General features: G+C 61.6%; 25 protein-coding genes. 18 read left to right on the top strand and 7 right to left on the bottom strand.

Translation table 11 applies throughout. From position 1 onward, the window contains the following. Window positions 1–17: 17 nt before the first annotated feature. Entirely contained in the window at window positions 18–659 is a 642-nt protein-coding gene (locus NMG46_RS18505; RefSeq protein WP_254819042.1) for a TetR family transcriptional regulator C-terminal domain-containing protein, read from the bottom strand. A 243-nt stretch (window positions 660–902) separates the two neighbouring features. On the opposite strand from NMG46_RS18505, the gene NMG46_RS18500 reads away from it, so the two are divergent. The 8 genes from NMG46_RS18500 to NMG46_RS18465 all read left to right on the top strand — a co-directional run bounded on the left by NMG46_RS18500 (window position 903) and on the right by NMG46_RS18465 (window position 7,315). Continuing rightward, window positions 903–2,231, top strand: a complete 1,329-nt coding sequence (locus NMG46_RS18500) for an aspartate aminotransferase family protein (RefSeq protein ID WP_254819041.1) — start codon at window positions 903–905, stop codon at window positions 2,229–2,231. 139 nt (window positions 2,232–2,370) lie between these two features. Beyond that, the gene (locus NMG46_RS18495) at window positions 2,371–2,772 is read left to right on the top strand and encodes an endonuclease domain-containing protein (protein WP_254819040.1); all 402 of its coding nucleotides are present in this window, start codon (window positions 2,371–2,373) and stop codon (window positions 2,770–2,772) included. 13 nt (window positions 2,773–2,785) lie between these two features. Beyond that, window positions 2,786–4,036 carry a Zn-dependent hydrolase gene (locus tag NMG46_RS18490; RefSeq protein ID WP_254819039.1) on the top strand — a complete coding sequence of 417 codons (1,251 nt, stop codon included), beginning with the start codon at window positions 2,786–2,788 and terminating at the stop codon, window positions 4,034–4,036. 244 nt (window positions 4,037–4,280) lie between these two features. Beyond that, window positions 4,281–4,661 carry an endonuclease domain-containing protein gene (locus NMG46_RS18485; protein WP_254819038.1) on the top strand — a complete coding sequence of 127 codons (381 nt, stop codon included), beginning with the start codon at window positions 4,281–4,283 and terminating at the stop codon, window positions 4,659–4,661. A gap of 89 nt (window positions 4,662–4,750) precedes the next feature. Next, entirely contained in the window at window positions 4,751–6,202 is a 1,452-nt protein-coding gene (hydA, locus tag NMG46_RS18480) for a dihydropyrimidinase (RefSeq protein WP_254819037.1), read from the top strand. A gap of 2 nt (window positions 6,203–6,204) precedes the next feature. Further along, window positions 6,205–6,582 (top strand): hypothetical protein, encoded by a 378-nt coding sequence (locus NMG46_RS18475; protein ID WP_254819036.1) that lies wholly within the window; start codon window positions 6,205–6,207, stop codon window positions 6,580–6,582. A gap of 18 nt (window positions 6,583–6,600) precedes the next feature. Beyond that, complete coding sequence (locus NMG46_RS18470; protein ID WP_254819035.1) at window positions 6,601–6,798, top strand: hypothetical protein; 198 nt, start codon at window positions 6,601–6,603, stop codon at window positions 6,796–6,798. 49 nt (window positions 6,799–6,847) lie between these two features. Beyond that, complete coding sequence (locus NMG46_RS18465) at window positions 6,848–7,315, top strand: hypothetical protein (protein ID WP_254819034.1); 468 nt, start codon at window positions 6,848–6,850, stop codon at window positions 7,313–7,315. Window positions 7,316–7,498: 183 nt separating this feature from the next. On the opposite strand, the gene NMG46_RS18460 is transcribed toward NMG46_RS18465, so the two are convergent. Further along, complete coding sequence (locus tag NMG46_RS18460) at window positions 7,499–7,903, bottom strand: cupin domain-containing protein (protein ID WP_254819033.1); 405 nt, start codon at window positions 7,901–7,903, stop codon at window positions 7,499–7,501. Window positions 7,904–8,049: 146 nt separating this feature from the next. On the opposite strand from NMG46_RS18460, the gene NMG46_RS18455 reads away from it, so the two are divergent. From NMG46_RS18455 to NMG46_RS18435, 5 genes are all read left to right on the top strand, one after another. Continuing rightward, window positions 8,050–8,841, top strand: a complete 792-nt coding sequence (locus NMG46_RS18455; RefSeq protein ID WP_254819032.1) for an ABC transporter ATP-binding protein — start codon at window positions 8,050–8,052, stop codon at window positions 8,839–8,841. 470 nt (window positions 8,842–9,311) lie between these two features. After that, entirely contained in the window at window positions 9,312–10,190 is an 879-nt protein-coding gene (locus NMG46_RS18450; RefSeq protein WP_254819031.1) for an ABC transporter permease, read from the top strand. Then, window positions 10,187–11,323, top strand: a complete 1,137-nt coding sequence (locus NMG46_RS18445) for an ABC transporter permease (RefSeq protein ID WP_254819030.1) — start codon at window positions 10,187–10,189, stop codon at window positions 11,321–11,323. Before NMG46_RS18450 ends, NMG46_RS18445 begins: the two co-directional genes overlap by 4 nt. Before the next feature lie 40 nt (window positions 11,324–11,363). Continuing rightward, window positions 11,364–12,335, top strand: coding sequence for an ABC transporter substrate-binding protein (locus NMG46_RS18440; protein WP_254819029.1), 972 nt, complete (start codon window positions 11,364–11,366; stop codon window positions 12,333–12,335). A 147-nt stretch (window positions 12,336–12,482) separates the two neighbouring features. Further along, window positions 12,483–12,935 (top strand): CHRD domain-containing protein, encoded by a 453-nt coding sequence (locus tag NMG46_RS18435; protein ID WP_254819028.1) that lies wholly within the window; start codon window positions 12,483–12,485, stop codon window positions 12,933–12,935. 69 nt (window positions 12,936–13,004) lie between these two features. On the opposite strand, the gene NMG46_RS18430 is transcribed toward NMG46_RS18435, so the two are convergent. The 3 genes from NMG46_RS18430 to NMG46_RS18420 all read right to left on the bottom strand — a co-directional run bounded on the left by NMG46_RS18430 (window position 13,005) and on the right by NMG46_RS18420 (window position 16,840). Next, the gene (locus NMG46_RS18430; RefSeq protein WP_254819027.1) at window positions 13,005–14,654 is read right to left on the bottom strand and encodes a thiamine pyrophosphate-binding protein; all 1,650 of its coding nucleotides are present in this window, start codon (window positions 14,652–14,654) and stop codon (window positions 13,005–13,007) included. Next, window positions 14,651–15,826, bottom strand: a complete 1,176-nt coding sequence (locus NMG46_RS18425; RefSeq protein ID WP_254819026.1) for a CaiB/BaiF CoA-transferase family protein — start codon at window positions 15,824–15,826, stop codon at window positions 14,651–14,653. The genes NMG46_RS18430 and NMG46_RS18425 overlap by 4 nt, the downstream gene beginning before the upstream one ends. A gap of 78 nt (window positions 15,827–15,904) precedes the next feature. After that, the gene (locus tag NMG46_RS18420; RefSeq protein ID WP_254819025.1) at window positions 15,905–16,840 is read right to left on the bottom strand and encodes an alpha/beta fold hydrolase; all 936 of its coding nucleotides are present in this window, start codon (window positions 16,838–16,840) and stop codon (window positions 15,905–15,907) included. Between the two features lie 266 nt (window positions 16,841–17,106). Here NMG46_RS18420 and NMG46_RS18415 point away from each other — a divergent pair, with 266 nt between their 5' ends. The 4 genes from NMG46_RS18415 (at window position 17,107) to NMG46_RS18400 (ending at window position 20,158) form a co-directional block, all read left to right on the top strand. Further along, window positions 17,107–17,892, top strand: coding sequence for an alpha/beta fold hydrolase (locus NMG46_RS18415; RefSeq protein ID WP_254819024.1), 786 nt, complete (start codon window positions 17,107–17,109; stop codon window positions 17,890–17,892). Window positions 17,893–17,915: 23 nt separating this feature from the next. Further along, the gene (locus tag NMG46_RS18410) at window positions 17,916–18,338 is read left to right on the top strand and encodes a MarR family transcriptional regulator (RefSeq protein ID WP_254819023.1); all 423 of its coding nucleotides are present in this window, start codon (window positions 17,916–17,918) and stop codon (window positions 18,336–18,338) included. Window positions 18,339–18,457: 119 nt separating this feature from the next. After that, complete coding sequence (locus tag NMG46_RS18405; RefSeq protein ID WP_254819022.1) at window positions 18,458–19,471, top strand: ribonuclease T2; 1,014 nt, start codon at window positions 18,458–18,460, stop codon at window positions 19,469–19,471. Window positions 19,472–19,543: 72 nt separating this feature from the next. Beyond that, entirely contained in the window at window positions 19,544–20,158 is a 615-nt protein-coding gene (locus NMG46_RS18400; RefSeq protein WP_254819021.1) for a hypothetical protein, read from the top strand. A 27-nt stretch (window positions 20,159–20,185) separates the two neighbouring features. On the opposite strand, the gene NMG46_RS18395 is transcribed toward NMG46_RS18400, so the two are convergent. Next, a complete protein-coding gene (locus NMG46_RS18395; protein ID WP_254819020.1) occupies window positions 20,186–21,481 on the bottom strand; it encodes a GGDEF domain-containing protein in 1,296 nt (431 codons plus the stop codon). 241 nt (window positions 21,482–21,722) lie between these two features. Here NMG46_RS18395 and ettA point away from each other — a divergent pair, with 241 nt between their 5' ends. Next, complete coding sequence (gene ettA / locus NMG46_RS18390; protein ID WP_254819019.1) at window positions 21,723–23,372, top strand: energy-dependent translational throttle protein EttA; 1,650 nt, start codon at window positions 21,723–21,725, stop codon at window positions 23,370–23,372. Between the two features lie 340 nt (window positions 23,373–23,712). Here the strand turns inward: ettA and NMG46_RS18385 are convergent, their stop codons facing one another. After that, window positions 23,713–24,480, bottom strand: coding sequence for a DpnI domain-containing protein (locus NMG46_RS18385; protein WP_254819018.1), 768 nt, complete (start codon window positions 24,478–24,480; stop codon window positions 23,713–23,715). Window positions 24,481–24,549: the final 69 nt, after the last annotated feature.

Raw genomic sequence — 24,549 nt, 5'->3', positions numbered from 1 at the left:
ATCGCTTCGCTGAAGCCTCAGCCCTTCGGCTTCAGCCCGTCGATGAACAGTTGCTCGAGAAACCTTGCGGCATCCTCGAAGCGGCCGTCGCCGCCGCGATCGGGGCCGAGCACGGCGCGGACCTGGACGTCGAAATCGGCATAGTGCTGCGTCGTCGCCCAGATCGAGAAGATCAGGTGCCAGGGGTCGGTGCGGGCAATCTTGCCGGCGCGCATCCAGCCCTTGATGACGTTGGCCTTCTCGTCGACCAGCGTCTTCAACTCGCCCTCCAGCATCGGCATGATGCGCGGCGCGCCCTGCAGGATCTCGTTGGCGAACAGCCGGCTCTCGCGCGGGAAATCGCGCGCCATTTCGAGCTTGCGCCTGATATAGCTGCGCAGTTCGGTCAAGGGATCGCCAATATCGTCGAGTTCGCGCAGCGGTGCCAGCCAGGTGTCGAGAAGCCGCTGCATCAGCGTCTCGTGGATGTCCTCCTTGCGGCGGAAATAATAGAGCAGGTTCGGCTTCGACATGCCGGCGGCTTCGGCTATCTGGTCGATGGTCGAGCCGCGAAAACCGTTGGTGGAGAAGACTTCGAGCGCCGCCTCTAGGATGAGCTCGCGCTTTTCCAGCTGGATGCGGGTGCGGCGAGGAGCGGAGCTTTCGACCGCCCCCGTCACCTCGAAAAACCTTCGCCACGAGGGGTGTCTGGACCAATTCTCTGGACCAGTTTTTCTCCGCCCTGTGGAGCGCACTTCGAAAGCCGCATTTCCGCTAGTAATCCCTTGACCGCCGATAAGGCGGTGCTAACGTTTGTCCAACCGGTCAAAAATTTGCGTAGCACGAAAACGCAGCAAAGACCAAGTGTTGGAAAGACCAGGCGTTAGCCGCACCGAAACGGGTTACAGGGGGAAGTCTTGGTCATGTCCAACCGGCTGAAAGTCACGCCGAACGATCTCAGCGCATTCTGGATGCCGTTCACGGCAAACCGGCAGTTCAAGCAGGCGCCGCGCATGTTCGTGTCCGCCAAGGACATGCATTACACGACCAGCGACGGGCGCAAGGTTCTCGACGGCACCGCCGGCCTGTGGTGCGTCAATGCCGGCCACTGCCGTCCGAAAATCACCGAGGCGATCCAGAGCCAGGCGGCAGAGCTCGATTATGCGCCGGCGTTCCAGATGGGTCACCCGATCGTGTTCGAGCTTGCAAATCGGCTGGTCGATATCGCGCCGAAGGGCATGGACCATGTGTTCTTCACCAATTCCGGATCGGAGTCGGTCGAGACCGCGCTGAAGATGGCCATCGCCTATCACCGCGCAAAAGGCGAGGGATCGCGCACCCGCCTGATCGGCCGCGAACGCGGCTATCACGGCGTCAATTTCGGCGGCATTTCGGTTGGCGGCATCGTTACAAACCGCAAGATGTTCGGCACGCTGCTCGGCGGCGTCGATCACATGCCACACACCCATCTGCCGGAAAAGAACTCCTTCACCAAGGGCGTGCCCGAACATGGCGCCGAACTGGCGAACGAATTAGAGCGTATCGTTGCCCTGCACGACGCCTCGACAATCGCCGCCGTCATCGTTGAGCCGGTTGCCGGTTCCACCGGCGTCATCCTGCCGCCGAAGGGCTATTTGCAGAAGCTTCGCGAGATCTGCACCAAGCATGGCATCTTGCTGATTTTCGATGAGGTCATCACCGGCTTCGGCCGTCTCGGCACGCCGTTTGCCGCCGACTATTTCGGCGTCACGCCCGATATCATGACCACCGCCAAAGGCGTCTCCAACGGCGTCATCCCGATGGGCGCGGTGTTCGTGAAGAAGGAAATCCACGACGCCTTCATGACCGGGCCCGAGCACATGATCGAGTTCTTCCACGGCTACACCTATTCGGGCAATCCGATCGCCTGCGCCGCGGCGCTGGGCACGCTCGACACCTACAAGGAAGAGGGGCTGCTGACGCGCGGCGAGGAACTGGCGCCGTACTGGGAGGACGCGCTGCATTCGCTGAAGGGCGAGCCGAATGTCATCGACATCCGCAATATCGGCCTGATCGGTGCGATCGAACTGGCGCCGATCGCCGGTCAGCCGACGAAACGCGCCTTCTCGGCTTTTGTGAAGGCGTTCGAGCGCGGTGCATTGATCCGAACCACCGGCGACATCATCGCGCTGTCACCGCCGCTGATCATCACCAAAGGCCAGATCAACGAATTGATCGACCACGTGCGCGAAGTGCTGAGGGCGGTGGATTGAAGAATCGGGCGCGGATATCCCTCCCCCTTGAGGGGAGGGTGGCCGCGAAGCGGCCGGGTGGGGTCGGTGCGGCAGTGCGCCGACCTGATCTTTTGCTGCGAGGTCGTTTTTGATGCCCCGTACCCGTGTGAGCTTCGAAATGCGCCAAAAGGCACGGGCGCTGCGAGTTCACGCGACCAAGGGCGAATCCCTGCTTTGGTATGAACTGCGCGAGCTGAAATCGGCCGGCATCAAGTTCCGGCGCCAGTGCCCCATCGGACCGTATATCGTCGACTTCGCTTGCCTCGCTGTAAAGCTGGTGGTGGAAGTGGATGGCGACTTGCACGAACAGGAGAAGGGCAAACGGCACGACGCCGTCCGTGATGCCTATCTGCGATCGCTTGGGTTCGATATCTTTCGTGTCGATGAGCCCGATGTCATAAACAGCGCTTGGCATGTCGCACAGGTGGTCAAGGAGAAGGTCGCGCGCATGTCAGCCGACCCCACCCGACCGCTTCGCGGCCACCCTCCCCTCGAGGGGGAGGGGGACGCCGCGCAATAGAAGAGGACTTTATATGGCAGCCCCCGGCGAGAATCTGCGAATCAATTCAGACCGTTTGTGGGATTCGATAATGGAGATGGCGAAGATCGGCCCCGGCATCGCCGGCGGCAATAATCGCCAGACCGTTACCGACGAGGACGGCGAAGGGCGGCACCTGTTCAAGCGCTGGTGCGATGAGGCGGGGCTCGAAATGGGCGTCGACGAGATGGGCACGATGTTTGCCCGCCGCGAAGGCACCGACCCCAGCCTGCCGCCGGTCTATGTCGGCAGCCATCTCGACACCCAGCCGACCGGCGGCAAATATGACGGCGTGCTCGGCGTGCTCGGTGGGCTGGAGGTTGTGCGCTCGCTCAACGATCTCGGCATCAAGACGAAACACCCGATTGTCGTCACCAACTGGACCAACGAGGAGGGTGCGCGCTTCGCCCCTGCGATGATGGCGTCAGGCGTCTTCGCCGGCGTACTCGACCAGACCGACGTCTACGAGCATGTCGACAAGGACGGCAAGAAGTTCGGCGAAGAGCTCGAACGCATCGGCTGGAAGGGCACCGAGAAGGTCGGCGAGCGCAAGATCCACGCCTTCTTCGAACTGCATATCGAGCAAGGGCCGATCCTCGAGGACGAAGGCATCGACATCGGCGTCGTCACCCATGGGCAAGGGCTGAAATGGGTGCAGGTCACACTGATCGGCAAGGAAGCGCACACCGGCTCGACGCCAATGCCCAAGCGCCGCAATGCCGGGCTCGGCATGGCGCGGGTGATCGAATTGGTGCACGAGATCGCCATGGACTACCAACCCGACGCCGTCGGCGCGGTCGGCCATATGGAGGCATATCCGAATTCGCGCAACATCATCGCCGGGCGCACCGTCTTCACCATCGACATCCGCTCGCCGGAAAAGGAGGTGCTGGACGCCATGGACGGGCGCATCCGCGAAGGCATCGACACGATCTGCGATGCGCTCGACATCAAATATCAAATCGAGCAGGTCGGCCATTTCGACCCGGTCACCTTCGACGCGGGCTGCGTCAAGGCTGTGCGGGATGCGGCGGAGCGCTTGGGATATACGCATCGCAATATCGTCTCGGGCGCCGGCCATGACGCTTGCTGGATCAACCGCGTTGCGCCCACCGCAATGGTGATGTGCCCTTGCGTCGACGGTCTCAGCCACAACGAGGCCGAGGAAATCACCAAGGAATGGGCAGCGGCCGGCGCCGATGTGCTGTTCCATGCGGTGGTCGACACGGCGGAGATCGTAGGGTGAGAGGTTTGGGCTGGAGCAGACGGATTCTTGCGAAGAGGGACCCCCACCCTAACCCTCCCCACAAGGGGGAGGGAACTCCTGTCAGCGCCGATTTGCGGCAAATTACTAACGTTTCCAACGCCAAGGTCGTAAGTCGGATTGCGCGGCAGCATTCCCTCCTCCTTGTGGGGAGGGTTAGGGTGGGGGTCCCTCTTCGCAAAAAATTCGTACGCGATTTCTCTGCCTTTGCGGGAAGAGATTGAGGGTGGGGGTACTCGTTTTGGCACCGACCGGTATCGACCCCGCCGCCATCAAACGTGCCAGGGCATTACGCCGAAACATGACGGATGGCGAACGCAAGCTCTGGTCGGAATTGAAAGAGTTCGGTCATCTCTACGGCCTGCATGCCAGGAAGCAGGCGCCGATCGGGCCTTACATTGCGGACTTCGTTCTGCATGAGAAGAACCTCGTCATCGAAGTAGACGGAGAGCATCACTTCACGCCGGAGCAAATGGACAAGGATCGGATACGCGATGCATGGTTTGGCCGGCAGGGCTATCGTGTGCTGCGGTTTTCGACCGGAGATCTGGCGGAATCTTTCGACGGGTGTATCGAAGAGATACTGCGGGAAGTTGGAGTCATGTAGAGGCCATTAACAGCCCCGTTGGTCCTGACCCCACCTGTAACACCGACAAGACGCTCACAAGAAGCGCGAGAGCACAAGGGAACAAGAAAATGACCAAAGTCATCCGAAACGGCACCATCGTCACAGCCGACCGCACCTGGAAGGCCGATGTGCTGATGCAGCACGGCAAGATCGTCGCCATCGGTTCCAATCTTCACGGCGACCATGAGTTCGACGCCAGCGGCTGCTATGTGATGCCGGGCGGCATCGACCCGCATACCCATCTCGAAATGCCGTTCATGGGCACCTATTCGGCCGATGACTTCGAATCCGGCACCCGCGCGGCCCTTGCCGGCGGCACGACGATGGTCGTCGATTTCTGCCTGCCGGCACCGCAGCAATCGCTGCTCGAGGCCCTGCAGATGTGGGACAACAAGACCTCGAAGGCGTCCTGCGATTATTCCTTCCACATGGCGATCACCTGGTGGGGCAAGCAGGTGTTCGACGAAATGGCAACCGTCGTCGACAGGGGCATTACCTCGTTCAAGCATTTCATGGCCTACAAGGGCGCGCTGATGGTCGACGACGACGAGTTGTATTCGTCGTTCCAGCGCTGCGCCGATCTTGGCGCGCTGCCGCTGGTCCATGCCGAGAATGGCGACGTGGTGGCCGCCCTGTCGCAGAAGCTGCTGGCGGCGGGCAACAATGGCCCGGAGGGGCACGCCTATTCGCGCCCGCCGGAAGTGGAAGGCGAGGCGACCAACCGCGCCATCATGATCGCCGACATGGCTGGCGTGCCGCTGTATGTCGTGCATGTCTCCTGCGAGCAGGCGCACGAGGCCATCCGCCGCGCGCGGCAGAAAGGCATGCGGGTGTTCGGCGAGCCGCTGATCCAGCATCTGACGCTGGACGAGAGCGAGTATTTCAACAAGGACTGGGACCATGCGGCGCGCCGTGTCATGAGCCCGCCCTTCCGCAACAAATGGCACCAGGATTCGCTGTGGGCCGGCCTGCAGGCCGGGTCGCTGCAAGTGGTGGCGACCGACCATTGTGCCTTCACCACCAAACAGAAGCGCAACGGCGTCGGCGACTTCACCAAGATTCCGAATGGCACCGGCGGGCTCGAGGATCGTTTGCCGGTGCTGTGGACGACCGGCGTCAACACCGGCCGGCTGACGATGAACGAGTTCGTCGCGGTGACCTCGACCAACATCGCCAAGATACTCAACATGTACCCGAAGAAGGGCGCCATCGTCGAAGGCGCGGACGCCGACATCCTCGTCTGGGACCCGAAGCGCAAGAAGAAGATCACGGCCAAGAAGCAGCAGTCGGTGATCGACTACAACGTGTTCGAAGGTTTCGAGGTGACCGGCCTGCCGCGCTTCGTCTTCTCGCGCGGCGAACTGTCGATCGAGGAAAACGAAGTCAAGGCAAAGCCCGGCCATGGCGAGTTCGTCGCTCGCGAGCCGAACGCGGCGGTCAACCGGGCACTGTCGACCTGGAAGGAGATTTCCGCGCCGCGCAAGGTGGAACGTACAGGCATCCCGGCGACGGGCGTTTGAGCATGCGTGGTTTTCACCTCGTCTTTGCCGCCTCGTTGGCGCTGGCGGCCAGCCATGCTTCGGCAGCGGCGATCGACCTCTCCAAGCCCTATGGCAACAAGTCAGGGTGCATCAACAGGAACGGCCAGCAGGTCTATGCCGAGGACATGCTGCTGCTCAACGACACCGAATTCATCACGGCGACCAGCGCCTGCACGTTCACCGAAAAGCGGGCGAAAGCCGACGGTTCGCTGGTGCTGAAAACCCTATGCGAGGCGGAAGGCGAGGAAGGCCAGTCGCCAATCACATTCACCGTCAGGCGCAGCCCCAAGAATGCCAAGAAACTGGTGATCGCCGATGAGGACGGCATGGTCATGGGGGAAGTCTCCAGGTGCAAGTGAACACCATCGGAGTGTTTGATGTCGCCGAAAATTGAGGAATCCTTGTCGGGCGAATCTCCGCAAAAGCCGAGTCTATCGAGCTTGATCGGAGAGGCTTTGGCCAATGGGGGAAAACTTTCTATAACCGCGAAAGAGAATAAGTTAGATCTTTCCGACGACGAACTAAGAAGTTATGCGTCAATTGGAAAGTACGTTAGTGAAATAGCATTGCCTTGAATATGATTTAGACGAATTTATTCTGTTGTTTGCTAAGGAATTCCCCAAATTGTCGTTTTCCATAAGTAAAAAACAGCCATTTAAAATTGAAGAGAAAGCGGCCTTTTTCGCATACGCTCACGTACTCTATCCGAAATTGCGAGAATGCGGAGACCCCGATGGCATGATGGACCTGAAATATCTATACTACGGAATCGTCGAATTGTTCGACAAAAGAAATAGCGTAGTCCATGGAACTATCGTATTTACAAAGTATCTTGATGAGAAGTTTTGGATTAAGGTGCGAAAATATAAGCGTAGTGGCAACCAAAACTACGTTGAAGAAGCAAGGTACGGTTCTGGATATTTAGAGCAGGCGCTTAGAGACGCCCATTACATCAGTACATTTATATGGAGGGCTAAGAGGGTGATTGAGGGGAAGGCGGACTTATGGAAAGAACGAGACGAAATTCTGCGAGGTCAGGTGGCTTGGCGGTTTCTCCAGCACAATTTCCCCGAGTTGATATCGAATGTCTGAGGCCGTTATAGACCCAGGGGGTCCCAGCCTCACCCTCCAGACCAATGACAGTCCGGTGCAGGTTTCGTCTAATATCAACCCGGTAACCGGCAAAGGCGAATTCGTGTCTTTCATCGATCTATCGTGCTGCAGCGAAGTCTCCAGGTGCCGATGACGGCCGAGTCCCCTGTCACGACACAGACCTCAGGCGACCAACCCGTCCAGTGCCGGCAGCAGGACGACGCTTTCCTGTTCGTTGGGATCGGTGCGGGCAATGACCGCCGAGGCGGGGCTGTCGCTCAGATTGGCCGGCAGATGCGGCACGCCGGCCGGAATGTAGAAAAGATCGCCGGCCTTGACCACGATATGCTGTTCAAGCCGGTCGCCATACCAGGTATGGACTTCGCCGGAGAGCACATAGATCGCGGTTTCATGGTTTTCGTGCAAATGCGCCTTGGCGCGGGCACCCGGCGGCATGGTCAGCAGATGCATGCAGATGCCGGACGAGCCGACTGTTTCGGCGGCGATGCCGGCGAAATAACTCAGGCCCTGTTTGCCTTCATAAGAGCTTTCAGGGCGGATAAGATGGCACGTCGGTTTGGGCGACATCGGGGTAACTCCGGGCGTCTATCTGATGGGACAAGGGCGCGTCGATTTGGGGCGAGTAGGACTGGGCGAGTGGAAAGCAACATCGGGGTAAAATCAATGGGATTCCGGCCGGCGCCGCAGTGGCCGGAAGCGACAGGCTACGGCCGATGACGGGAGTATCGCCAGCCGTTGTTTCGGCAAGCAAGCTTGGCCTGACCTTCCAGACCAACGATGGTCCGGTGCAGGCGCTGTCTAATGTCGACCTGACCATCGGCAAGGGCGAATTCGTGTCCTTCATCGGGCCCTCCGGCTGCGGCAAGACAACCTTGCTGCGCGTGATCGCCGATCTGGAGAAGCCGACATCGGGAACCATCTCCGTCAACGGCATGACGCCCGAGCAGGCGCGCCAGAGCCGCGCCTATGGCTATGTCTTTCAGGCGGCCGCACTTTATCCGTGGCGCACGATCGAGCGCAATGTGGCGCTGCCGCTGGAGATCATGGGCCTGTCCAGGGCTGAGCAGGCGGCGCGCATCAAGCGAACCCTCGACCTCGTCAACCTCGGCGGCTTCGAGAAGAAATACCCCTGGCAGCTTTCGGGCGGCATGCAGCAGCGCGCTTCGATCGCGCGGGCGCTCGCCTTCGACGCCGACCTTTTGTTGATGGACGAGCCGTTCGGCGCGCTCGACGAGATCGTGCGCGATCACCTCAACGAACAGTTGCTGGAGCTTTGGAAGCGGACCAACAAGACCATCTGCTTCGTCACCCATTCGATCCCCGAGGCGGTCTATCTGTCGACGCGCATCGTCGTCATGTCGCCGCGCCCGGGGCGTGTCAGCGACGTCATAGGATCGACGCTGCCGAAAAAGCGGCCGCTCGATATCCGCGAGACGCCGGAGTTCCTGGCCATCGCCGCGCGGGTGCGGGACGGGCTGAGGGCGGGGCACAGCTATGATGATTGAGGCGGCGCGGAACGGGCTTGCGCGTTCGGCACGGGAGGTGCATCGCCCTCGCGAGGGAGGCGCTAACCGTGCTGTCGTCATCCTAGGGCGGAGCTGCGGCGAAGCGGCGTGCGCAGACCCTAGGATCCATTCCGTGACGTCGGCCGAAACGCGCATGCGGTCGAGAATAAGCGCCGGGCAAGCCACCGCAACCGTCGTTCCTTCCAGAAAGGGAGCCATCTTCAGCACCGCTTCGGAGCGGGAAGGTAACGGCACGGATCCTAGGGTCTGCGCCGCGTCGCTTCGCTCCTCGCTGCGCCCTAGGATGACGAAGGGGTGGTTGGGGGCGCCCTTTACGCACGCCGCTTCGCGGCTGCTCCGCCCTTCGAAAGAAACGATTGCCGGGGCGAAAGTACCCGGCCTCCGCTTCGCTCCAGCCACCCTCTCCCCGTTGGGGAGAGGAGGGCGCTTACCCGGCGAGGCCTGCTAGAATGGACTCGTTTCGCGACAAGATCGTTCCGGTGACCTCGATCCTCCTGGGCGTTGTCGTCGTCTGGTACGTCATGGCTGTCATCCTCAACACGCCGTTCCAGCGCGATCTAGACCGCCGCGCCAATCAGACACCGGGTATTGTGGAATTCATCGGTAAGACGCTGGCGCAGCCGAAGCCGACGCTGCCGGCGCCGCATCAGGTGGCAGTGAATTTTTTCGAAAACACGTTTCTGCGCAGCATCACCTCGAACCGCAGCCTTGTCTACAATGCCTGGGTGACGCTGTCGTCGACGCTGCTCGGCTTTGCCTTCGGCACGGCGCTCGGCATCGTCATCGCCGTCGGCATCGTGCATGTGGCGACGCTCGACCGCAGCCTGATGCCGTGGATCATCGCGTCGCAGACCATTCCGATCCTGGCGGTGGCACCGATGATCATCGTTGTGCTGGCCGCTGTCGGCATCACCGGGCTGATCCCGAAGGCACTGATCTCGACCTATCTGTCGTTCTTCCCGGTGGCGGTCGGCATGGTGAAGGGGCTTCGCTCGCCCGAGCTTACCCATCTCGACCTGATGCACACCTATAATGCCAGTCCTTCGCAGACCTTCTGGAAATTGCGGGTGCCGGCCTCGGTGCCGTTCCTGTTCACCTCGATGAAGGTGGCGGTGGCCGCCAGCCTGGTCGGCGCCATCGTCGGCGAGCTGCCGACCGGCGCCGTCGCCGGCATCGGCGCCAAACTGCTCGCCGGCGCCTATTACAGCCAGACCATCGACATCTGGTCGGCGCTGGTTGCCGGGTCGGTGGTGGCGGCGCTGCTGGTTATGCTGGTCGGCATTGCCGGGCGCCTTGTCGACCGCGCCATGGGCGGGAGGCCGGCATGAGCTCCATCCTGAGCCTTTCCTCAATCACGCCTCGATCCTGGCAGGGGTATGCCGCGCTTGTCCTGTTTGTCGGCGCGCTGCTTGTTTTGCCGCTCGTCAGTGCTACGCCCGGTTACGGCATAGCGACTACGGTTTCGATTTTCATTCTGCTGCTCGTGGCAATCGAGGCCGACAACTTTCCACCGATGATCGGGGTGGTGTTGCTGTTCCTTGGCGCGCATGGCGCGGCGTGGATGCTGCTCGCCGGCATAACCGGCAATGAGGGCAGCGCTCGCGCATCCTTCTATCTGCTGCTCGCCGCCGCGTGGTTTTTGGCCTGGCGCTGCGTAACCGTGTTGTCGTCGTTTCGCCCGACGTCGCGCTGGGCGTCAACCGCCCTGCGCCTGATCATTCCGGCCATCTTCGGCGCCTGGATCCTGATCATCTGGGAAGCGGTGACGCGTGGTGCCGGCATTCCCTTCATCCTGCTGCCGCCGCCAAGCGCCATCGGTGCCCGCATCGTCGGCTCGCTGCCGGTGCTGGCGGCCGATGTCAGGCAGACCATCTTCAAGGCGGTCATCTTCGGCTATGTGGTGGGGAGCAGCGCCGGCTTCCTCGTTGCCATCGCCGCCGACCGCGTGCCGTTCCTGCGGCGCGGGCTTTTGCCGATCGGCAATATGGTATCGGCGCTGCCGATCATCGGCGTCGCGCCGATCATGGTCATGTGGTTCGGCTTCGACTGGCAGTCGAAGGCAGCGGTGGTCATCATCATGACCTTCTTCCCGATGCTGGTGAACACCGTCGCCGGGCTTGCCGCCTCCGGCCATATGGAGCGCGACCTGATGCGCACCTATGCCTCGAGCTATTGGCAGACGCTGTTCAAGCTGCGGCTGCCGGCGGCCGCGCCCTTCATCTTCAATGCGTTGAAGATCAATTCGACGCTAGCGCTGATCGGCGCCATCGTCGCCGAGTTCTTCGGCACCCCGGTGGTCGGCATGGGGTTCCGCATTTCGACGGAAGTCGGGCGGATGAACATCGACATGGTGTGGGCCGAAATCGCAGTTGCAGCACTTGCGGGTTCGGTCTTTTATGGCGTGGTCGCTTTTTTCGAGAGAGCAATCACGTTTTGGCATCCCTCTGTCCGTGGTGGATAGGGGCGGTGGGTTTAGGGCGCTAACTTCAGAGGGTAAAAACATGAAAAGACTTGTTGTTTCGATGCTGGCCGGCGCGATGTCGCTTGCCGCGTTCCAGGCGATGGCCGCAGACAAGGTGACACTGCAGCTGAAATGGGTCACCCAGGCACAGTTCGCCGGTTATTATGTCGCCAAGGACAAAGGTTTCTATGAGGCCGAAGGCCTCGACGTCGAGATCAAGCCCGGCGGTCCCGATATTGCGCCGGAGCAGGTCATCGCCGGCGGCGGCGCCGACGTCATCGTCGACTGGATGGGCGGCGCGCTGGCTGCCCGCGAAAAGGGCGTGCCGCTGGTCAACATCGCCCAGCCGTTCAAGAAAGCCGGTATGGAGCTGGTCTGCCCGAAGGACGGGCCGGTCAAGACGGAAGCCGACTTCAAGGGCCACACGCTCGGCGTCTGGTTCTTCGGCAACGAGTATCCGTTCTATGCCTGGATGAACAAGCTTGGCCTCAAGACCGATGGCGGGCCGGACGGCGTCACCGTGCTCAAGCAGAGCTTTGACGTGCAGCCGCTGATCCAGAAGCAGGCGGATTGCATTTCGGTGATGACCTATAACGAGTACTGGCAGCTCATCGACGCCGGCTACAAGCCGGAAGAGCTGACCGTCTTCAACTATTCCGCCATGGGCAACGATCTCCTCGAAGACGGGCTCTATGCCCTGGAGGACAAGCTCAAGGATCCGGCCTTCGAGGACAAGATGGTGCGTTTCGTGCGCGCTTCGATGAAGGGTTGGAAATACGCCGTCGACAATTCCGACGAAGCGGCCGGCATCGTCATGGACAATGGCGGCCAGGACGAGAATCACCAGAAGCGCATGATGGGCGAAGTCGCCAAGCTGATCGACAATGCCGATGGCAAGCTCGATCCGGCGACCTACGAGCGCACCGCCAAGGCGCTGCTCGACCAGAAGATCATCAGCAAGGAGCCTACCGGCGCCTACACGACGGCGATCACCGACAAGGCCATCAAATAGGGCTGTCAAACTGGCTTGTAGCGGAAAAGGGGCGAGCGACCGCCCCTTTTTAGTGGGATGTAAAATGAACGTTACCGGCGGAAACATCCGCTCGCAAAATCGTTGTGCCGGTGCATCCGCCTCAAGGGTGTCACAACGGAGGTTTCCATGCGCATCCAGTCCTTCACGCCGATGCTTTCGGCGCTGGCCATTTCTGCAGCCATCTTCTCTGCTTCACCGGCCCTGGCCGAAACCATAAAGATGACTGCGACGCTCGATGGCGCTCAGCAGAGCCCGCCCGTCACAACGAAGGGCAAGGGCACCGCCACGCTCAGGTTCAACACCACAACCAAGAAACTCAGCTGGACAGTGAGATATTCCGGCCTCAGCGGGCCGGCGAAGGCCGCACACATTCACGGCCCGGCGGCAAAGGGCGAAAACGCCGACCCGGTGATACCGTTCGAAGGCAAGCTGAGGAGCCCGATCAAGGGCTCGGCGACGTTGACCGATGCCCAGGCGACCGATTTGGAGGCGGGCAAGTACTACGTCAACATCCACACCGCGGCCCACGCGGATGGCGAGATCCGCGGGCAGATCGAAAAGGCGCCATCGACGATGTAGCGCAGCGATCATAGCGCTGTATCAACCTGTTGAAGTTTGGGAAGGGAATTCGACCTATCCCTTTGGCGCTTAGGCCCCGTCCCGTATCTGGGTCATGGTCCGCGTCGGCGTGATTGCCTCGGGATCGAGCCTGATCTCGACGATCGACGGTTTGCCGCTGGCGCGGGCGCGTTCAAAGGCCGGCGCGAAGTCGGCGGTCTTCTCGACTGTTTCGCCATGACCACCATAGGCACGCGCGAGCGCCGCGAAGTCGGGATTTTTCAGATCCGTGGCGACGACACGGCCGGGATATTCGCGCTCCTGGTGCATGCGGATCGTGCCGTAGATGCCGTTGTTGACGACAACGACGATGATCGGCAGTGCGTATTGTACGGCGGTGGCGAATTCCTGGCCGTTCATCAGGAAACAGCCGTCGCCGGCGAAGGCGATCACGTCGCGGTCGGGGAAAAGCTGCTTGGCGGCGACCGCCGCCGGCGTGCCGTAGCCCATCGAGCCGGATGTGGGTGCTGCCTGCGTGCCGAAACGCCGGAAGCGATGGTAACGATGCACCCAGGTGGCGTAGTTGCCGGCACCGTTGGTGAGGATGGCGTCGTCAGGCAGCATCGTTTCGAGATAATTCATGATCGGCCCCATCTGGACGGTGCCGGGGCCGCTCTCCGGAGGCGTCGACCAGTCGAGATAAGCGGCGTGCAGCTTCGCTGCCTCAGCCGCCCACACCGGCCCCGCGGCCGGCTTGCGTCGGGCAAAGGCTTCGACGAAAGCGGCAGGCGAGGCATTAATCGCCAGCGCCGGCCGGTAGACGCGGCCGAGCTCGCCGGCGTCGGCATGGACATGGACCAGTGTCTGGTCGGGGTAGGGGCTCTTCAGCAGCGTGTAGTCGGATGACGGCATCTCGCCCATACGGCCGCCGATGAGCAGCACAAGGTCGGCCTGCTTGATGGCGGTTGCTACCTTGGGGTTGATCCCGATGCCGACATCGCCGGCATAGTTCGGGTGGAGATGGTCGAACAGCATCTGGCGGCGGAAGGAGCAGCCGACCGGCAGCGACCAGGCTTCGGCTATCGTCCGCATCCGTGCAACGGCCGGCGCGTCCCAGCGCGTACCGCCGAGGATGACGAAGGGCCGCTTTGCCTTGTTGAGCAACCCTTCCAGCGCGTCGAGCTCGACTTCGCCGGGCCGCGTCTCGACAGGGGTGTAATGCTGGGCTTCCGGTGCCTCGGCGAGGCTGGTCAGCATGTCCTCGGGCAGCGAGATGACGACCGGGCCGGGCCGGCCGGAGGTCGCCACCGAAAAGGCCCGCGTGACGAATTCAGGGATGCGTGCGGCGTCGTCGATCTCGACCACCCATTTGGCGATATCGCCGAAGAACCTGACGTAGTCGACCTCCTGGAAGGCCTCGCGCCCCTTGGCGTGGCTGGCGACCTGGCCGATGAACAGGATGAGGGGGACCGAATCCTGCATCGCGATGTGGATGCCGGCCGAGGCATTGGTGGCGCCGGGGCCGCGGGTGACGAAGCAGATGCCGGGCCTGCCGGTCAGGCGGCCGTGGCAGTCGGCCATCATCGCGGCACCACCCTCCTGGCGGCAGACGATGGTGCGGATCGGTGAATCATGCAGCGCGTCGAGCACCGCCAGATAGGATTCGCCGGGTACGCAATAGATACGGTCCGTTCCGTTGGTTTCGAGCGCATCGACGATGAGTTGTCCGCCGGTCTTCATTTTCCTGACCTCTCCAGTTCGGCAAGGATTTCTTCGGTGTGTTCGCCGAGACGCGGTGACGGACGTTCATAGACCAGCGGCGTGCCGGACATGACCATCGGCGCCCGCACCGAGGGCAAGAGATTGCCGTGGCCGTCATCGAGGTCGAGCCGCATGCCGCGCGCGATAGTCTGCGGGTCGGCAAACATCTGGCCTATGTTGTTGATCGGGCTGGCCGGCACGCCGGCGGCTTCGAGCCTGGCCAGCAGCGGATCGCGATCGAAGGCCTTCAGCGCCTCTATTATGCGGTCGCGCAGCTTCGCCCGGTTGGCGACGCGGGCGGGATTGGTGGCGAAGTCAGGGTTCGACGCCAGCTCGTCGAGGCCGACGGCACCGCAGAACTTTGCGAACTGGCCGTCATTGCCGACCGCCAGGATGATGTGGCCATTTTTCACCGGCACCACTTCGTAGGGCGCGATGTTCATATGCGCATTGCCCATCTGCACCGGCGACTGTCCGGAGACGAGGTAGTTGAGGTTCTGGTTGCCGAGCGTCGAGATCTGGGTGTCGTAGAGCGCCATGTCGATATGCTGGCCTTCGCCGGCCTTCTCGGCATGGCGAAGCGCCGCCTGGATGGCGATGACCGAATAAAGCCCGGTGAAAACATCCGATATAGCGACGCCCGCCTTTTGCGGTTCGCGCCCGGCTTCGCCGGTGATCGACATCATGCCGGCCATGCCCTGGATGATGAAATCATAGCCGGCGCGCGGCGCGTACGGCCCCGACTGGCCAAAACCGGTGATCGAGCAATAGATCAGCCGTGGGTTGATTTTCCTCAGGCTGTCATAGTCGAGGCCGTATTTCTTCAGTCCGCCGACCTTGAAGTTTTCGATCAGCACATCCGATGTCGCGACCAGCCGGCGCACCGTCTCGGCACCCTCGGGCGTCGAGAAGTCGATGGCGATGGAGCGCTTGCCGCGGTTGCAGGAATGGTAATAAGCGGCCGAAAGGTTCTCGCCGTCATGGCCGATGACGAAGGGCGGTCCCCATTTGCGGGTGTCGTCGCCGCCGTCCGGGCTCTCGACCTTGATCACGTCGGCGCCGAGGTCGGCAAGCAGCTGTCCGGCCCATGGCCCGGCAAGGATGCGTGCGAGTTCGATGACGCGGATGCCTTTGAGCGGCGGCTCAGTCATGGATCACCATGGTTGGTCGAAAGCGCAGCCTCTATCAATCCCGCGCGCCGCTGTCACGGCCCTTGCAATGGGCCAGTATCACTGTGCCCTCAGCACGCGGTCGGCCCAGGCGGCAAAATCCTCCATGATGATGTTTCGGTTGATCTCGTTCAGGCTTTCGTGGCGGGTTTTGGCGTAAACCTTTGAAACGAGATTCGAAAAGCCCATCATGTGCATTCGGCCGGCAAGATGGCTGACCGCCTTGCCGCCGTCCGAGGCCGGATCCTCCTCGCCTCCGACCAGATTGACGAACAGGTCGCGCCGCACGCCGGAAAAATTGCGGTCGCTGCCGCAATGCAGCGTCATCATGACGATGTCCTGCCACATCGACACCGATGCGTCCCAGCCGCAGAGCGGGTCGGCGATGTATTTCTCGACTTCGGCGGCATCGCGCGACAGCCAGTCGAATGGCGTCCGGCGATCGGGCACTGCCTTGCCCCAGGCCCGGAACGTCAGCCGGGGCAGCATGCGCGACGGCACGTCTGAGCCAAGCCGGAACCTTTCCCAGGCAAGCACGCCCAGCGCGATTTGGCCGAGCAGTCCGGCCGAGAAATTGCCGTTCCAGATCGCGGCGGCATGGATGCGCGCCGAGTGGCGGAGGACAAAGTTCAGCGCGACCGACGCGCCCAAGGAGTGGCCGAAGACGATGACCGGCAGGCCAGGTTGTTCCCTGGCGATGAGATCATGGACGGCAGCGACATCGGCGATGACCTTGGCACCGCCATCCGCATCGGCGAACCTGCCAGGTGGCGCATCGGGTCCCTTGGTGGCGCCATGGCCACGGTGGTCGTGCGCGTAGACCTGGTAGCCGCGCTCGCCGAGGAAATCGGCGAAGCGGGCATAGCGCGCCGCGTGCTCGGCCAGCCCGTGATTGATCTGGACAATGGCGTGCGGTTGGCCGGTGGCGTGTTTCACATAAAGGTTGAGCTCGGCGCCGGTCGGCGATGCCAGCATCCTCTGCTTGTCAAATGGCATGTCTCGCTCCAGTCGGCGACTGTTGGGCGACGCGGCGATCGAGGTCAAGAGACGTAGGTACCCATTCGACGGCAATTGACAGCATGCTGTCAATGTGATTACATGACAGCATACTGTCAAATTGTCAGCGGCAGATTGCGGGTATGACTGTCAAAACCACCGGGGCCATTTCGCGGCGTGCAATCTTGCTGGCGGGCTTCGCCTTCACGACGGCCACCCTGTTGTCAGGGATTGCTGCGTTCAGTCAGGAAACCAGGGAGATGACCATGATGACGTCCACTGTTCCAGGCCCGCAAGGCCAGCTTGCCACTTATAGGATCAAGGCCGGCAATGGCCTGCCGATCATGTTCCTGCATGGAGATTGCAGCCGCGCTTCCCACTGGGACCGGGTGATGCAGCTCTCCGTCGAAGGCCGCGAGGCGGTAGCCTTCGATTTTCGCGGTCATGGCGCCTCCGCGCCGGCGCAGGACGGTGACTATGGTTATGACGGTCGTGCAATGGATGTCGGTGCCGTGGCCGACGCGTTTGGCCTGAAGCGGTTTCTCATTGTCGCGCACAGCGGCGGCGGTGGCGTGGCGCTCGCTTATGCCGCCAGCCATGCCGACCGGGTCGCCGGTGTCTTGCTCGTCGACCCGGCGACCGATCCTCGTGCGCTGCCGCAGGCGATTCGTGACGGCTTTGTCCGCGATCTGGCCGGTCCGCAAGGCCGTGATGTCCTGAACGCCTATTACACGTCGATTGCCGGCCCTAACGCAGCTGTTCGCCAGCGTGTTCTGGCCGATGCGGCAGTGGTCGATCCGGCCGCGAGGGCAGGTGTCGGCAAGGCACTGGCCGAATGGAACCCGGAGCCGGCACTCGATGCGTATCGTGGGCCTATGTTCGTATTGGCTACGGAGGCCAGTGACACTCCAGCCGCGCTTTACCGGTTGCGCACGGACATTCCGCGCCAGATCGTGGCGGGCAGCGGCCATTGGGTGATGCTTGACAAGCCCGAGGTCGTAGCCGAAGCCGTTAATAGTTTCGTCGCGACCATCGAGGCCGGCCAGAAATGACGACCAGGACCGAAGCGGCAAATGTGCTCACCGAACTGGTGCTTGCCGTGTTCAGGATGAACGGCCGTTTTCTGGATGCGGCCGACCGGCTGGCCGCTCCAACCGGGCTGACGGCAGCGCGCTGGCAGGTTTTGGGTGCAGTTTTGAAGGAGCCGAAATCTGTGGCCGACATCGCCCGCGACATGGGTCTCGCCCGTCAGAGTGTGCAGCGGCTGGCCGACATACTGGCTGCGGAGGGGCTTGCCGCCTACGCCGACAACCCGGCGCATCGCCGCGCCAAGCTGTTGTCAATAACCGATGCCGGCCGGGGAGCGGTCGAGAATATCGGCACACGCCAGCATGTTTGGGCGAACCGCGTTTCGGAGGGTATGGACGCCGACGCGCTGAAAGCCTCGCTTGATCTGCTGCGCACCCTGACGGAACGGGTGGAGGCGGGCGGATCCTGATCGACCACGCGGGAGCCTCTCAATGCGCTGGCGATTGTTTTTACGGCCGGCGAAAGAAATCGTAATTCTGACATGTCGCAAGTTTCTAGCTTGCGGCGTGATTCACGAGGAGTGCCGGAATGCGGATTTGGGCGATATGGGGGGCGGTGTTTCTTGCGTTTGGCGGCGCAAGCGCGGCGCGGGCCGATGTGAAGATGACCGGCTCTTTCGTCGCCGACGCCGCCTGTCCGGCAACGCAGGCGATCAAGAGCGGCAAGAATCCCGGCAATGTCTCGACCGCGGCTGGTCAGAGTTATGATCTGCTGGCCGGCAACAAGGACGCGCCCACGCACTATCTCATTCGCGTGCCGGGCGCCGATCCGGAGCGCCGCTGGGTCAAGATCAGCTGCGGTCACGTTTCGGGCGGCAGCGCGTCGACGATGCCGGCTGCACCGGCGCCTGCCGAGCCGAACAAGCCATCGGCGTCCGGAAAGCCGGAATATGTCTTCGCGCTGAGCTGGCAGCCGGCTTTCTGCGAGACCAAATCCAGCAAGACCGAATGCCGGGCGCAGACCGCCGCCGGTTTCGATGCGACCCACTTCACCTTGCATGGATTGTGGCCGCAGCCGAATGGAAATTTCTATTGTCAGGTCGCGGCAAGCGACAAGGCGAATGACGATCCGGCGCACTGGCGGGATTTGCCGCCGGTCACCCTTGACCCGAAAACGCGATCGGAACTCGACCAGGTGATGCCGGGCACCGCGTCCGCACTCGAAAGGCACGAGTGGATCAAGCACGGCACCTGCTACGGCAAGAGCCAGCAGGAGTATTTCTCCGACGCCTTGAACCTGATGCGCGCGATGAATGCTTCGCCGGTGCGCGATCTCTTCATCAAGAACATCGGCAAGCAACTGACATCCGATCAGATCCGCAGCACCTTCGACGTTACCTTCGGCAAAGGCGCGGGCGACCGGGTCCGCGTTTCCTGCGTGGTCGATCCCTCGAACGGCAGGCGGCTGATCGGCGAGCTGACGCTCGGCCTGACCGGCCCGATTGCGTCGAACGCCTCGCTCGGTGCGCTGCTGCTTGCCTCGGCGCCTACAGCCAAGGCCGGCTGCCCGAAGGGCGCGGTCGATGCCGTCGGGTTCCAGTAAACAGGCCGTACGCGACTGTCGCTTTGCACCGGGGATGGTATGATCCCGGGGCATCATTCATAGGGAGTGGCGATGAGTGGCGTGCCGAGCGGCGCGCTGGCGCGGTTGGCGTTCTGGGCCAAGGGCATGACGGCGATCCGCGACGGCCATATGGAGTGGCCGGGCTTTTCCTACACCGAAGTGGAGTGGGCGCGTATGACCACGCTCGCCAAACCCGTCGGCGGCGGCACGTACCAATTGTTCACGCTGGTCAACGCGGCGATCTTCATCGCCATCGCCGCGCTCCGGATATTCTGTGTCTTCCTGCCGCTGGCGGCGCTGCTGTTCCCGCTACCGGCCGAAACCAGTGCGCTCAAGTTTTCGCTGCTCCTGGCGGCATGCGCCTTGCTGATCATCGGCATCGGCCTGCCGATTTCGCTGCGTCTTTCGACCGCGCTGGTGGCGCCGAAGTCGCTACATGCCGCGCTTGTCGCCGTGCCCGGCGATCAGGCGCTTGCGGCAAAAGTGTCATGGCAGATCAACCGGATCACGCTCGTGCTCTGCGGCCTGCTGGTACCGGGCACTCTTCTGTTCATTGCCTACGACATCGAAGCCGGCCCGATTATTACCGCGTTGAAATGGCTGGCGATCGCGCTGATGGCGGTTTCGGTTGCGATAGGCGCATGGCAGCGGCGCAAACAATCCTGATTGAGCCAATCGCAGGCCAGGGTAGCGTTACGCGCCGGCGCTGCGCTCCGGCCTGGTCCATGTGTTGCGCCCGTCTGCTTCGTTGCCGCCCGGTTCGCCGACAACGCGATCGCGTCCCGTGGATTTGGCCTTGTAGAGACGCTGGTCGGCCAGCGCGAAGAGATCGGCAAGGCAACGGGTCGTCTCGCTGACCGTCGAGATGCCGGCGCTGACGGTAATGTCGAACCGGCTGGTGCTCGCGGACATCTTGACCGCTTGCCTGACGGTTTCGCCCAGCAGCCTGGCGAGCGGCTGCGGACGCCAGCCGAGGATGGCGAATTCCTCGCCGCCGATTCTGAACAATTGATCGTCGGTCCCGACAAGTTCGCCAAGCAAAATTGCCAGGGCTTTCAGCACCCTGTCGCCCTCGGCGTGGCCGAAGCGGTCGTTGATCGATTTGAAGTGGTCGACATCGATGATCAGCAGGCTGAGCGGCCTGGCGGTCCGCAGGCTGGTTGCCACGGCGGCCTCGCCGTCGCTGTCGAAGCGCCCCCTGTGGAGCAGGCCGGTGAGGCCGTCGCGACCGACATGCTCGACCAGCGCCTCATAGCGCTCGCGATAGGTCAGCGTGTCGAAAATGTCGGAAAGCCCGCGCGGCGCCGGCACCTGCCGCGCCTCGAACCACCTGATATAGGCGACCAGCATGGTGCTGTAGACCACGGCCGCTGCCATCTTGGCGAACCAGCCGCCGAAAAACACGGCGACCGGCGCACCGGTGACGAAATGCAGCGCCGTGAAAAAACCTGCCTGGTCGAAGGTGAGCACGCAGGCGACGCAGACTAGGATGCGGGTGAAAAGCGCCTTGCGCAGATATTTGCCGAGCTCTTCATAGAGCAGAATGACCAGGATGGCGTCGACGAACAGCAGCGTCGTGCCCCACACCATCAGCCAGCCCATCTCGTCGATGAAGCCGATGTCGGGAAGCCCGCCGCCGGGCAGCGGTGCGATGTCGTGCAGGCGCAGGATCAGCACGAGCCCGATCATCAGGGCATTGCCGAGCAGCAGGCCGTAGATCGGCTGGCGGACGGTTGCCGCGTCCTCCTTGATGTAGAGCAACAGAAGCATGACCAGCTTGCCGGAAAACAGCACAGCCGAGCCCGGCGATACCATGCCGAACGGCAGCGCGACGTAGAAGACGCTGGCGAGGTAGGTTTCCAGGAAATGCATGACGCCAAGGGCGCAGACAAAGACGCCGAGGCCGATGCGGCCTCTGAACCGGAAAAGCGTGACCATGATGCCGAAATAGAGAACCGCTTCGGCAAAAAGCAGGAAACTGTTCAGCACGGCCCGATCTCTCTCCCCGAAATCGCGGCTGCCAGCGATTTCCCATCCAATATTGTTTGACGCGGAATGGTTAACCGGAGCTTTCGCCTGGGTGCCGGCATGAAATGAAGCGTCTAAGCGTTTGTGGGTGCGACCAAATCCGCTTGGGGCCAAAACTGTTTGCCGTTCGGGGCCGCATCGCTTACATAGCCCCCAACTTCCATTCAATCCGACATCAGTCGACTTTTCAGGGAAAGCGCGCGTGGCACGCCAGTTCATCTATCACATGGCCGGCCTCAACAAGGCCTACGGCACCAAGAAGGTGCTCGAGAACATCCATCTGTCCTTCTACCCGGACGCCAAGATCGGCATCCTCGGCCCCAACGGCGCCGGCAAGTCGACGATCCTCAAGATCATGGCCGGCATCGACAAGGAGTGGAGCGGTGAGGCCTGGCTGGCCGAGGGTGCTACCGTCGGTTACCTGGCGCAGGAGCCGGCACTTGATCCGAACAAGAACGTGTTCGAAAACGTCATGGAAGGCGTCGCGGCCAAGACCGCGATCATCGAGCGCTACAACGAATTGATGATGAACTATTCCGACGAGACGGCGGACGAGTCGGCCAAGCTGCAGGACGAGATGGACCGGCTCAACCTCTGGGATCTCGAACAGCAGGTCGAGATGGCGATGGAGGCGCTCGGCTGTCCGCCCAAGGAGGCCGATGTCACCAAGCTGTCGGGCGGCGAGCGCCGCCGTGTCGCGCTCTGCCAGCTCTTGCTGCGCCAGCCCGATTTGCTGCTGCTCGACGAGCCGACCAACCATCTCGACGCCGAGACGACGGCGTGGCTGGAAAAGCATCTGCGCGCCTATCCCGGCGCGGTGATGATCATCACCCACGACCGCTACTTCCTCGACAATGTCACCGGCTGGATCCTCGAGCTCGATCGCGGCCGCGGTATCCCGTACGAAGGCAACTACACCAAATACCTCGAAGCCAAGGCCAAGCGGCTCAAGCAGGAAGGCCGCGAGGACGATGCGCGCCAGCGGGCGATCGGCCGCGAGCGCGAGTGGATCCAGTCCAGTCCGAAAGCCCGGCAGACCAAGTCGAAGGCCCGTATCCAGGCCTTCCAGGATCTGCTGGATGCAGCCGACAAGCGGCGTCCGAGCGACACGCAGATCGTCATTCCGCATGGCGAGCGGCTCGGCAATGTGGTGATCGAGGTCGAGGGCCTGTCGAAGGGGTTTGGCGACACGCTTTTGATCGACGACCTCGAATTCAAGCTGCCGCCGGGCGGCATCGTCGGCGTCATCGGCCCGAACGGCGCCGGCAAGACGACGCTGTTCCGCATGATCACCGGCCAGGAAAAGCCGGACGCCGGCACCATTCGCGTCGGCGAGACGGTCAAGCTCGGTTATGTCGACCAGAGCCGCGACGCGCTCGACCCGACCAAGACCGTCTGGGAAGAGATCTCGGGCGGCGCCGAAGTGGTCAAGCTCGGCAAGTTCGAAGCCAACACCCGCGCCTATTGCGCGTCGTTCAATTTCCGCGGCGGCGATCAGCAGCAGAAGGTCGGCAACCTGTCTGGCGGCCAGCGCAACCGCGTGCATCTGGCCAAGATGCTGAAGACCGGCGGCAATGTGCTGCTGCTCGACGAACCGACCAACGATCTCGATACCGAAACGCTGGCCGCACTGGAAGACGCGCTAGAAAACTTCGCCGGCTGCGCCGTTATCATCTCGCACGATCGCATGTTCCTCGATCGTCTGGCGACGCACATCCTGGCCTTCGAGGGTGACAGCCATGTCGAATGGTTCGAAGGCAATTTCGAGGATTACGAGCAGGACAAGATCCGTAGACTCGGGCCGGACGCGGTCAACCCGCACCGCATGACGTATAAGCGGCTGACAAGATAGTCCGTGCGCCTCGTTTAGAATTCTCTGTCGAGTGTCTCTATGAAGTCCTCGGCGAGTTTGGCTGAAGAGAACCGCGCAACTTCCCAGTAGTCGGGGTGGTGTTCTGCCGTCGGTGGCGAGTTAAGGACTATAAACGCGTCGTTTTCTTGAACCACAATGTTGGTCAGATCGACGCTATCGATGGCTGTCGCATTGCGCGCTTGGCAATATGGACACTCGTCGTCACAGGCGCAGGACCAATCAGTAGCCCAATACCTGTGACATTTATAACATCTGTAGTTGTTGAGATACCAAGCCATTCTTAGACCTGACCAAAACGATCTGACGTAGATCACCTGCGTTATCGCGCTACCTGATATCGACCACGGGACAGGAACCTAAGATATCCCTTGTCGCGAAGAAACTGAAGTTGTTGACGGATTTTAGGTCTAATATTCTGGTTGTTCGGGTAAAGGAGAGCCAACTGTGGCTCAAATGCGTAGGCTTGGTCGATGTCAAATTCGTCTGTGCCGATCGACTCGATACATCGCATGACCTCAACGAGCCATCCCCTGGTGTCGTGGGGCGCATCGCGTAGGAACACAGTTCGCTTCCAAGCTGCCAAAACCTCTTCTTTCGAGGTGATCACACCGTTTCTGACAAGGTGGATTCTTCCCGCTTCAGGGACCCGGCTAAGAAGGATATTCGAACCAATCCAGCCGGCGCGGCGTGCTGCTTGGGAGAGCGGCGTCCTGCGTTCTACGATCGCTGGCGTGAAAAACTGTTTTGGGATAACGCAGACGGACTCCACCAGTCGCTGGTTAAAATCGCATTTGAGTAGAAAAAAGTTGGGGTTCGTTGACGAATTCAGCCGCTCGATTTTTCTGCTATACGCACCATTGGCGAGTTTTCTGCCGAACGGTTTCTTTGCGCTTTTTAGTTCGTATTGATCATCGCACTTATCGCAGTAAAAATCGGCAACAGGGAGATTTGCCGGAAACTGCGTCAGGCGCGAATTCCCGCAGTTGGGGCAGTATAGCCATTCTGACGCCCACCGCTCCGTCCAGATTCTCGCGCTTTGCGAACCGCTGTCGTATGCTGCTTGAGTCTCTTGGAATCCCATTTTCATGGTCAAAGGGTCTACGCAATATGCGTGAACGTCAATCAACGCATGGCGGCGAGTCGTTATGACGGCACA

Source organism: Mesorhizobium sp. LMG 17147, assembly GCF_024297145.1.
GTDB lineage: Bacteria > Pseudomonadota > Alphaproteobacteria > Rhizobiales > Rhizobiaceae > Mesorhizobium.
The sequence above is the reverse complement of the archived record's forward strand: the minus strand, read 5'-3'. Positions and strand labels throughout refer to the sequence as shown.

Excerpts from the sequence above, each read along its gene's own strand:
- NMG46_RS18500 (WP_254819041.1), top strand. The coding sequence starts at position 903 with ATGTCCAACCGGCTGAAAGTCACGCCGAACGATCTCAGCGCATTCTGG.
- NMG46_RS18495 (WP_254819040.1), top strand. The coding sequence starts at position 2,371 with ATGCGCCAAAAGGCACGGGCGCTGCGAGTTCACGCGACCAAGGGCGAA.
- NMG46_RS18490 (WP_254819039.1), top strand. The coding sequence starts at position 2,786 with ATGGCAGCCCCCGGCGAGAATCTGCGAATCAATTCAGACCGTTTGTGG.
- hydA (WP_254819037.1), top strand. The coding sequence starts at position 4,751 with ATGACCAAAGTCATCCGAAACGGCACCATCGTCACAGCCGACCGCACC.
- NMG46_RS18475 (WP_254819036.1), top strand. The coding sequence starts at position 6,205 with ATGCGTGGTTTTCACCTCGTCTTTGCCGCCTCGTTGGCGCTGGCGGCC.
- NMG46_RS18470 (WP_254819035.1), top strand. The coding sequence starts at position 6,601 with ATGTCGCCGAAAATTGAGGAATCCTTGTCGGGCGAATCTCCGCAAAAG.
- NMG46_RS18460 (WP_254819033.1), bottom strand. The coding sequence starts at position 7,903 with ATGTCGCCCAAACCGACGTGCCATCTTATCCGCCCTGAAAGCTCTTAT.
- NMG46_RS18455 (WP_254819032.1), top strand. The coding sequence starts at position 8,050 with ATGACGGGAGTATCGCCAGCCGTTGTTTCGGCAAGCAAGCTTGGCCTG.
- NMG46_RS18450 (WP_254819031.1), top strand. The coding sequence starts at position 9,312 with ATGGACTCGTTTCGCGACAAGATCGTTCCGGTGACCTCGATCCTCCTG.
- NMG46_RS18445 (WP_254819030.1), top strand. The coding sequence starts at position 10,187 with ATGAGCTCCATCCTGAGCCTTTCCTCAATCACGCCTCGATCCTGGCAG.
- NMG46_RS18440 (WP_254819029.1), top strand. The coding sequence starts at position 11,364 with ATGAAAAGACTTGTTGTTTCGATGCTGGCCGGCGCGATGTCGCTTGCC.
- NMG46_RS18435 (WP_254819028.1), top strand. The coding sequence starts at position 12,483 with ATGCGCATCCAGTCCTTCACGCCGATGCTTTCGGCGCTGGCCATTTCT.
- NMG46_RS18430 (WP_254819027.1), bottom strand. The coding sequence starts at position 14,654 with ATGAAGACCGGCGGACAACTCATCGTCGATGCGCTCGAAACCAACGGA.
- NMG46_RS18425 (WP_254819026.1), bottom strand. The coding sequence starts at position 15,826 with ATGACTGAGCCGCCGCTCAAAGGCATCCGCGTCATCGAACTCGCACGC.
- NMG46_RS18420 (WP_254819025.1), bottom strand. The coding sequence starts at position 16,840 with ATGCCATTTGACAAGCAGAGGATGCTGGCATCGCCGACCGGCGCCGAG.
- NMG46_RS18415 (WP_254819024.1), top strand. The coding sequence starts at position 17,107 with ATGATGACGTCCACTGTTCCAGGCCCGCAAGGCCAGCTTGCCACTTAT.
- NMG46_RS18405 (WP_254819022.1), top strand. The coding sequence starts at position 18,458 with ATGCGGATTTGGGCGATATGGGGGGCGGTGTTTCTTGCGTTTGGCGGC.
- NMG46_RS18400 (WP_254819021.1), top strand. The coding sequence starts at position 19,544 with ATGAGTGGCGTGCCGAGCGGCGCGCTGGCGCGGTTGGCGTTCTGGGCC.
- NMG46_RS18385 (WP_254819018.1), bottom strand. The coding sequence starts at position 24,480 with ATGAAAATGGGATTCCAAGAGACTCAAGCAGCATACGACAGCGGTTCG.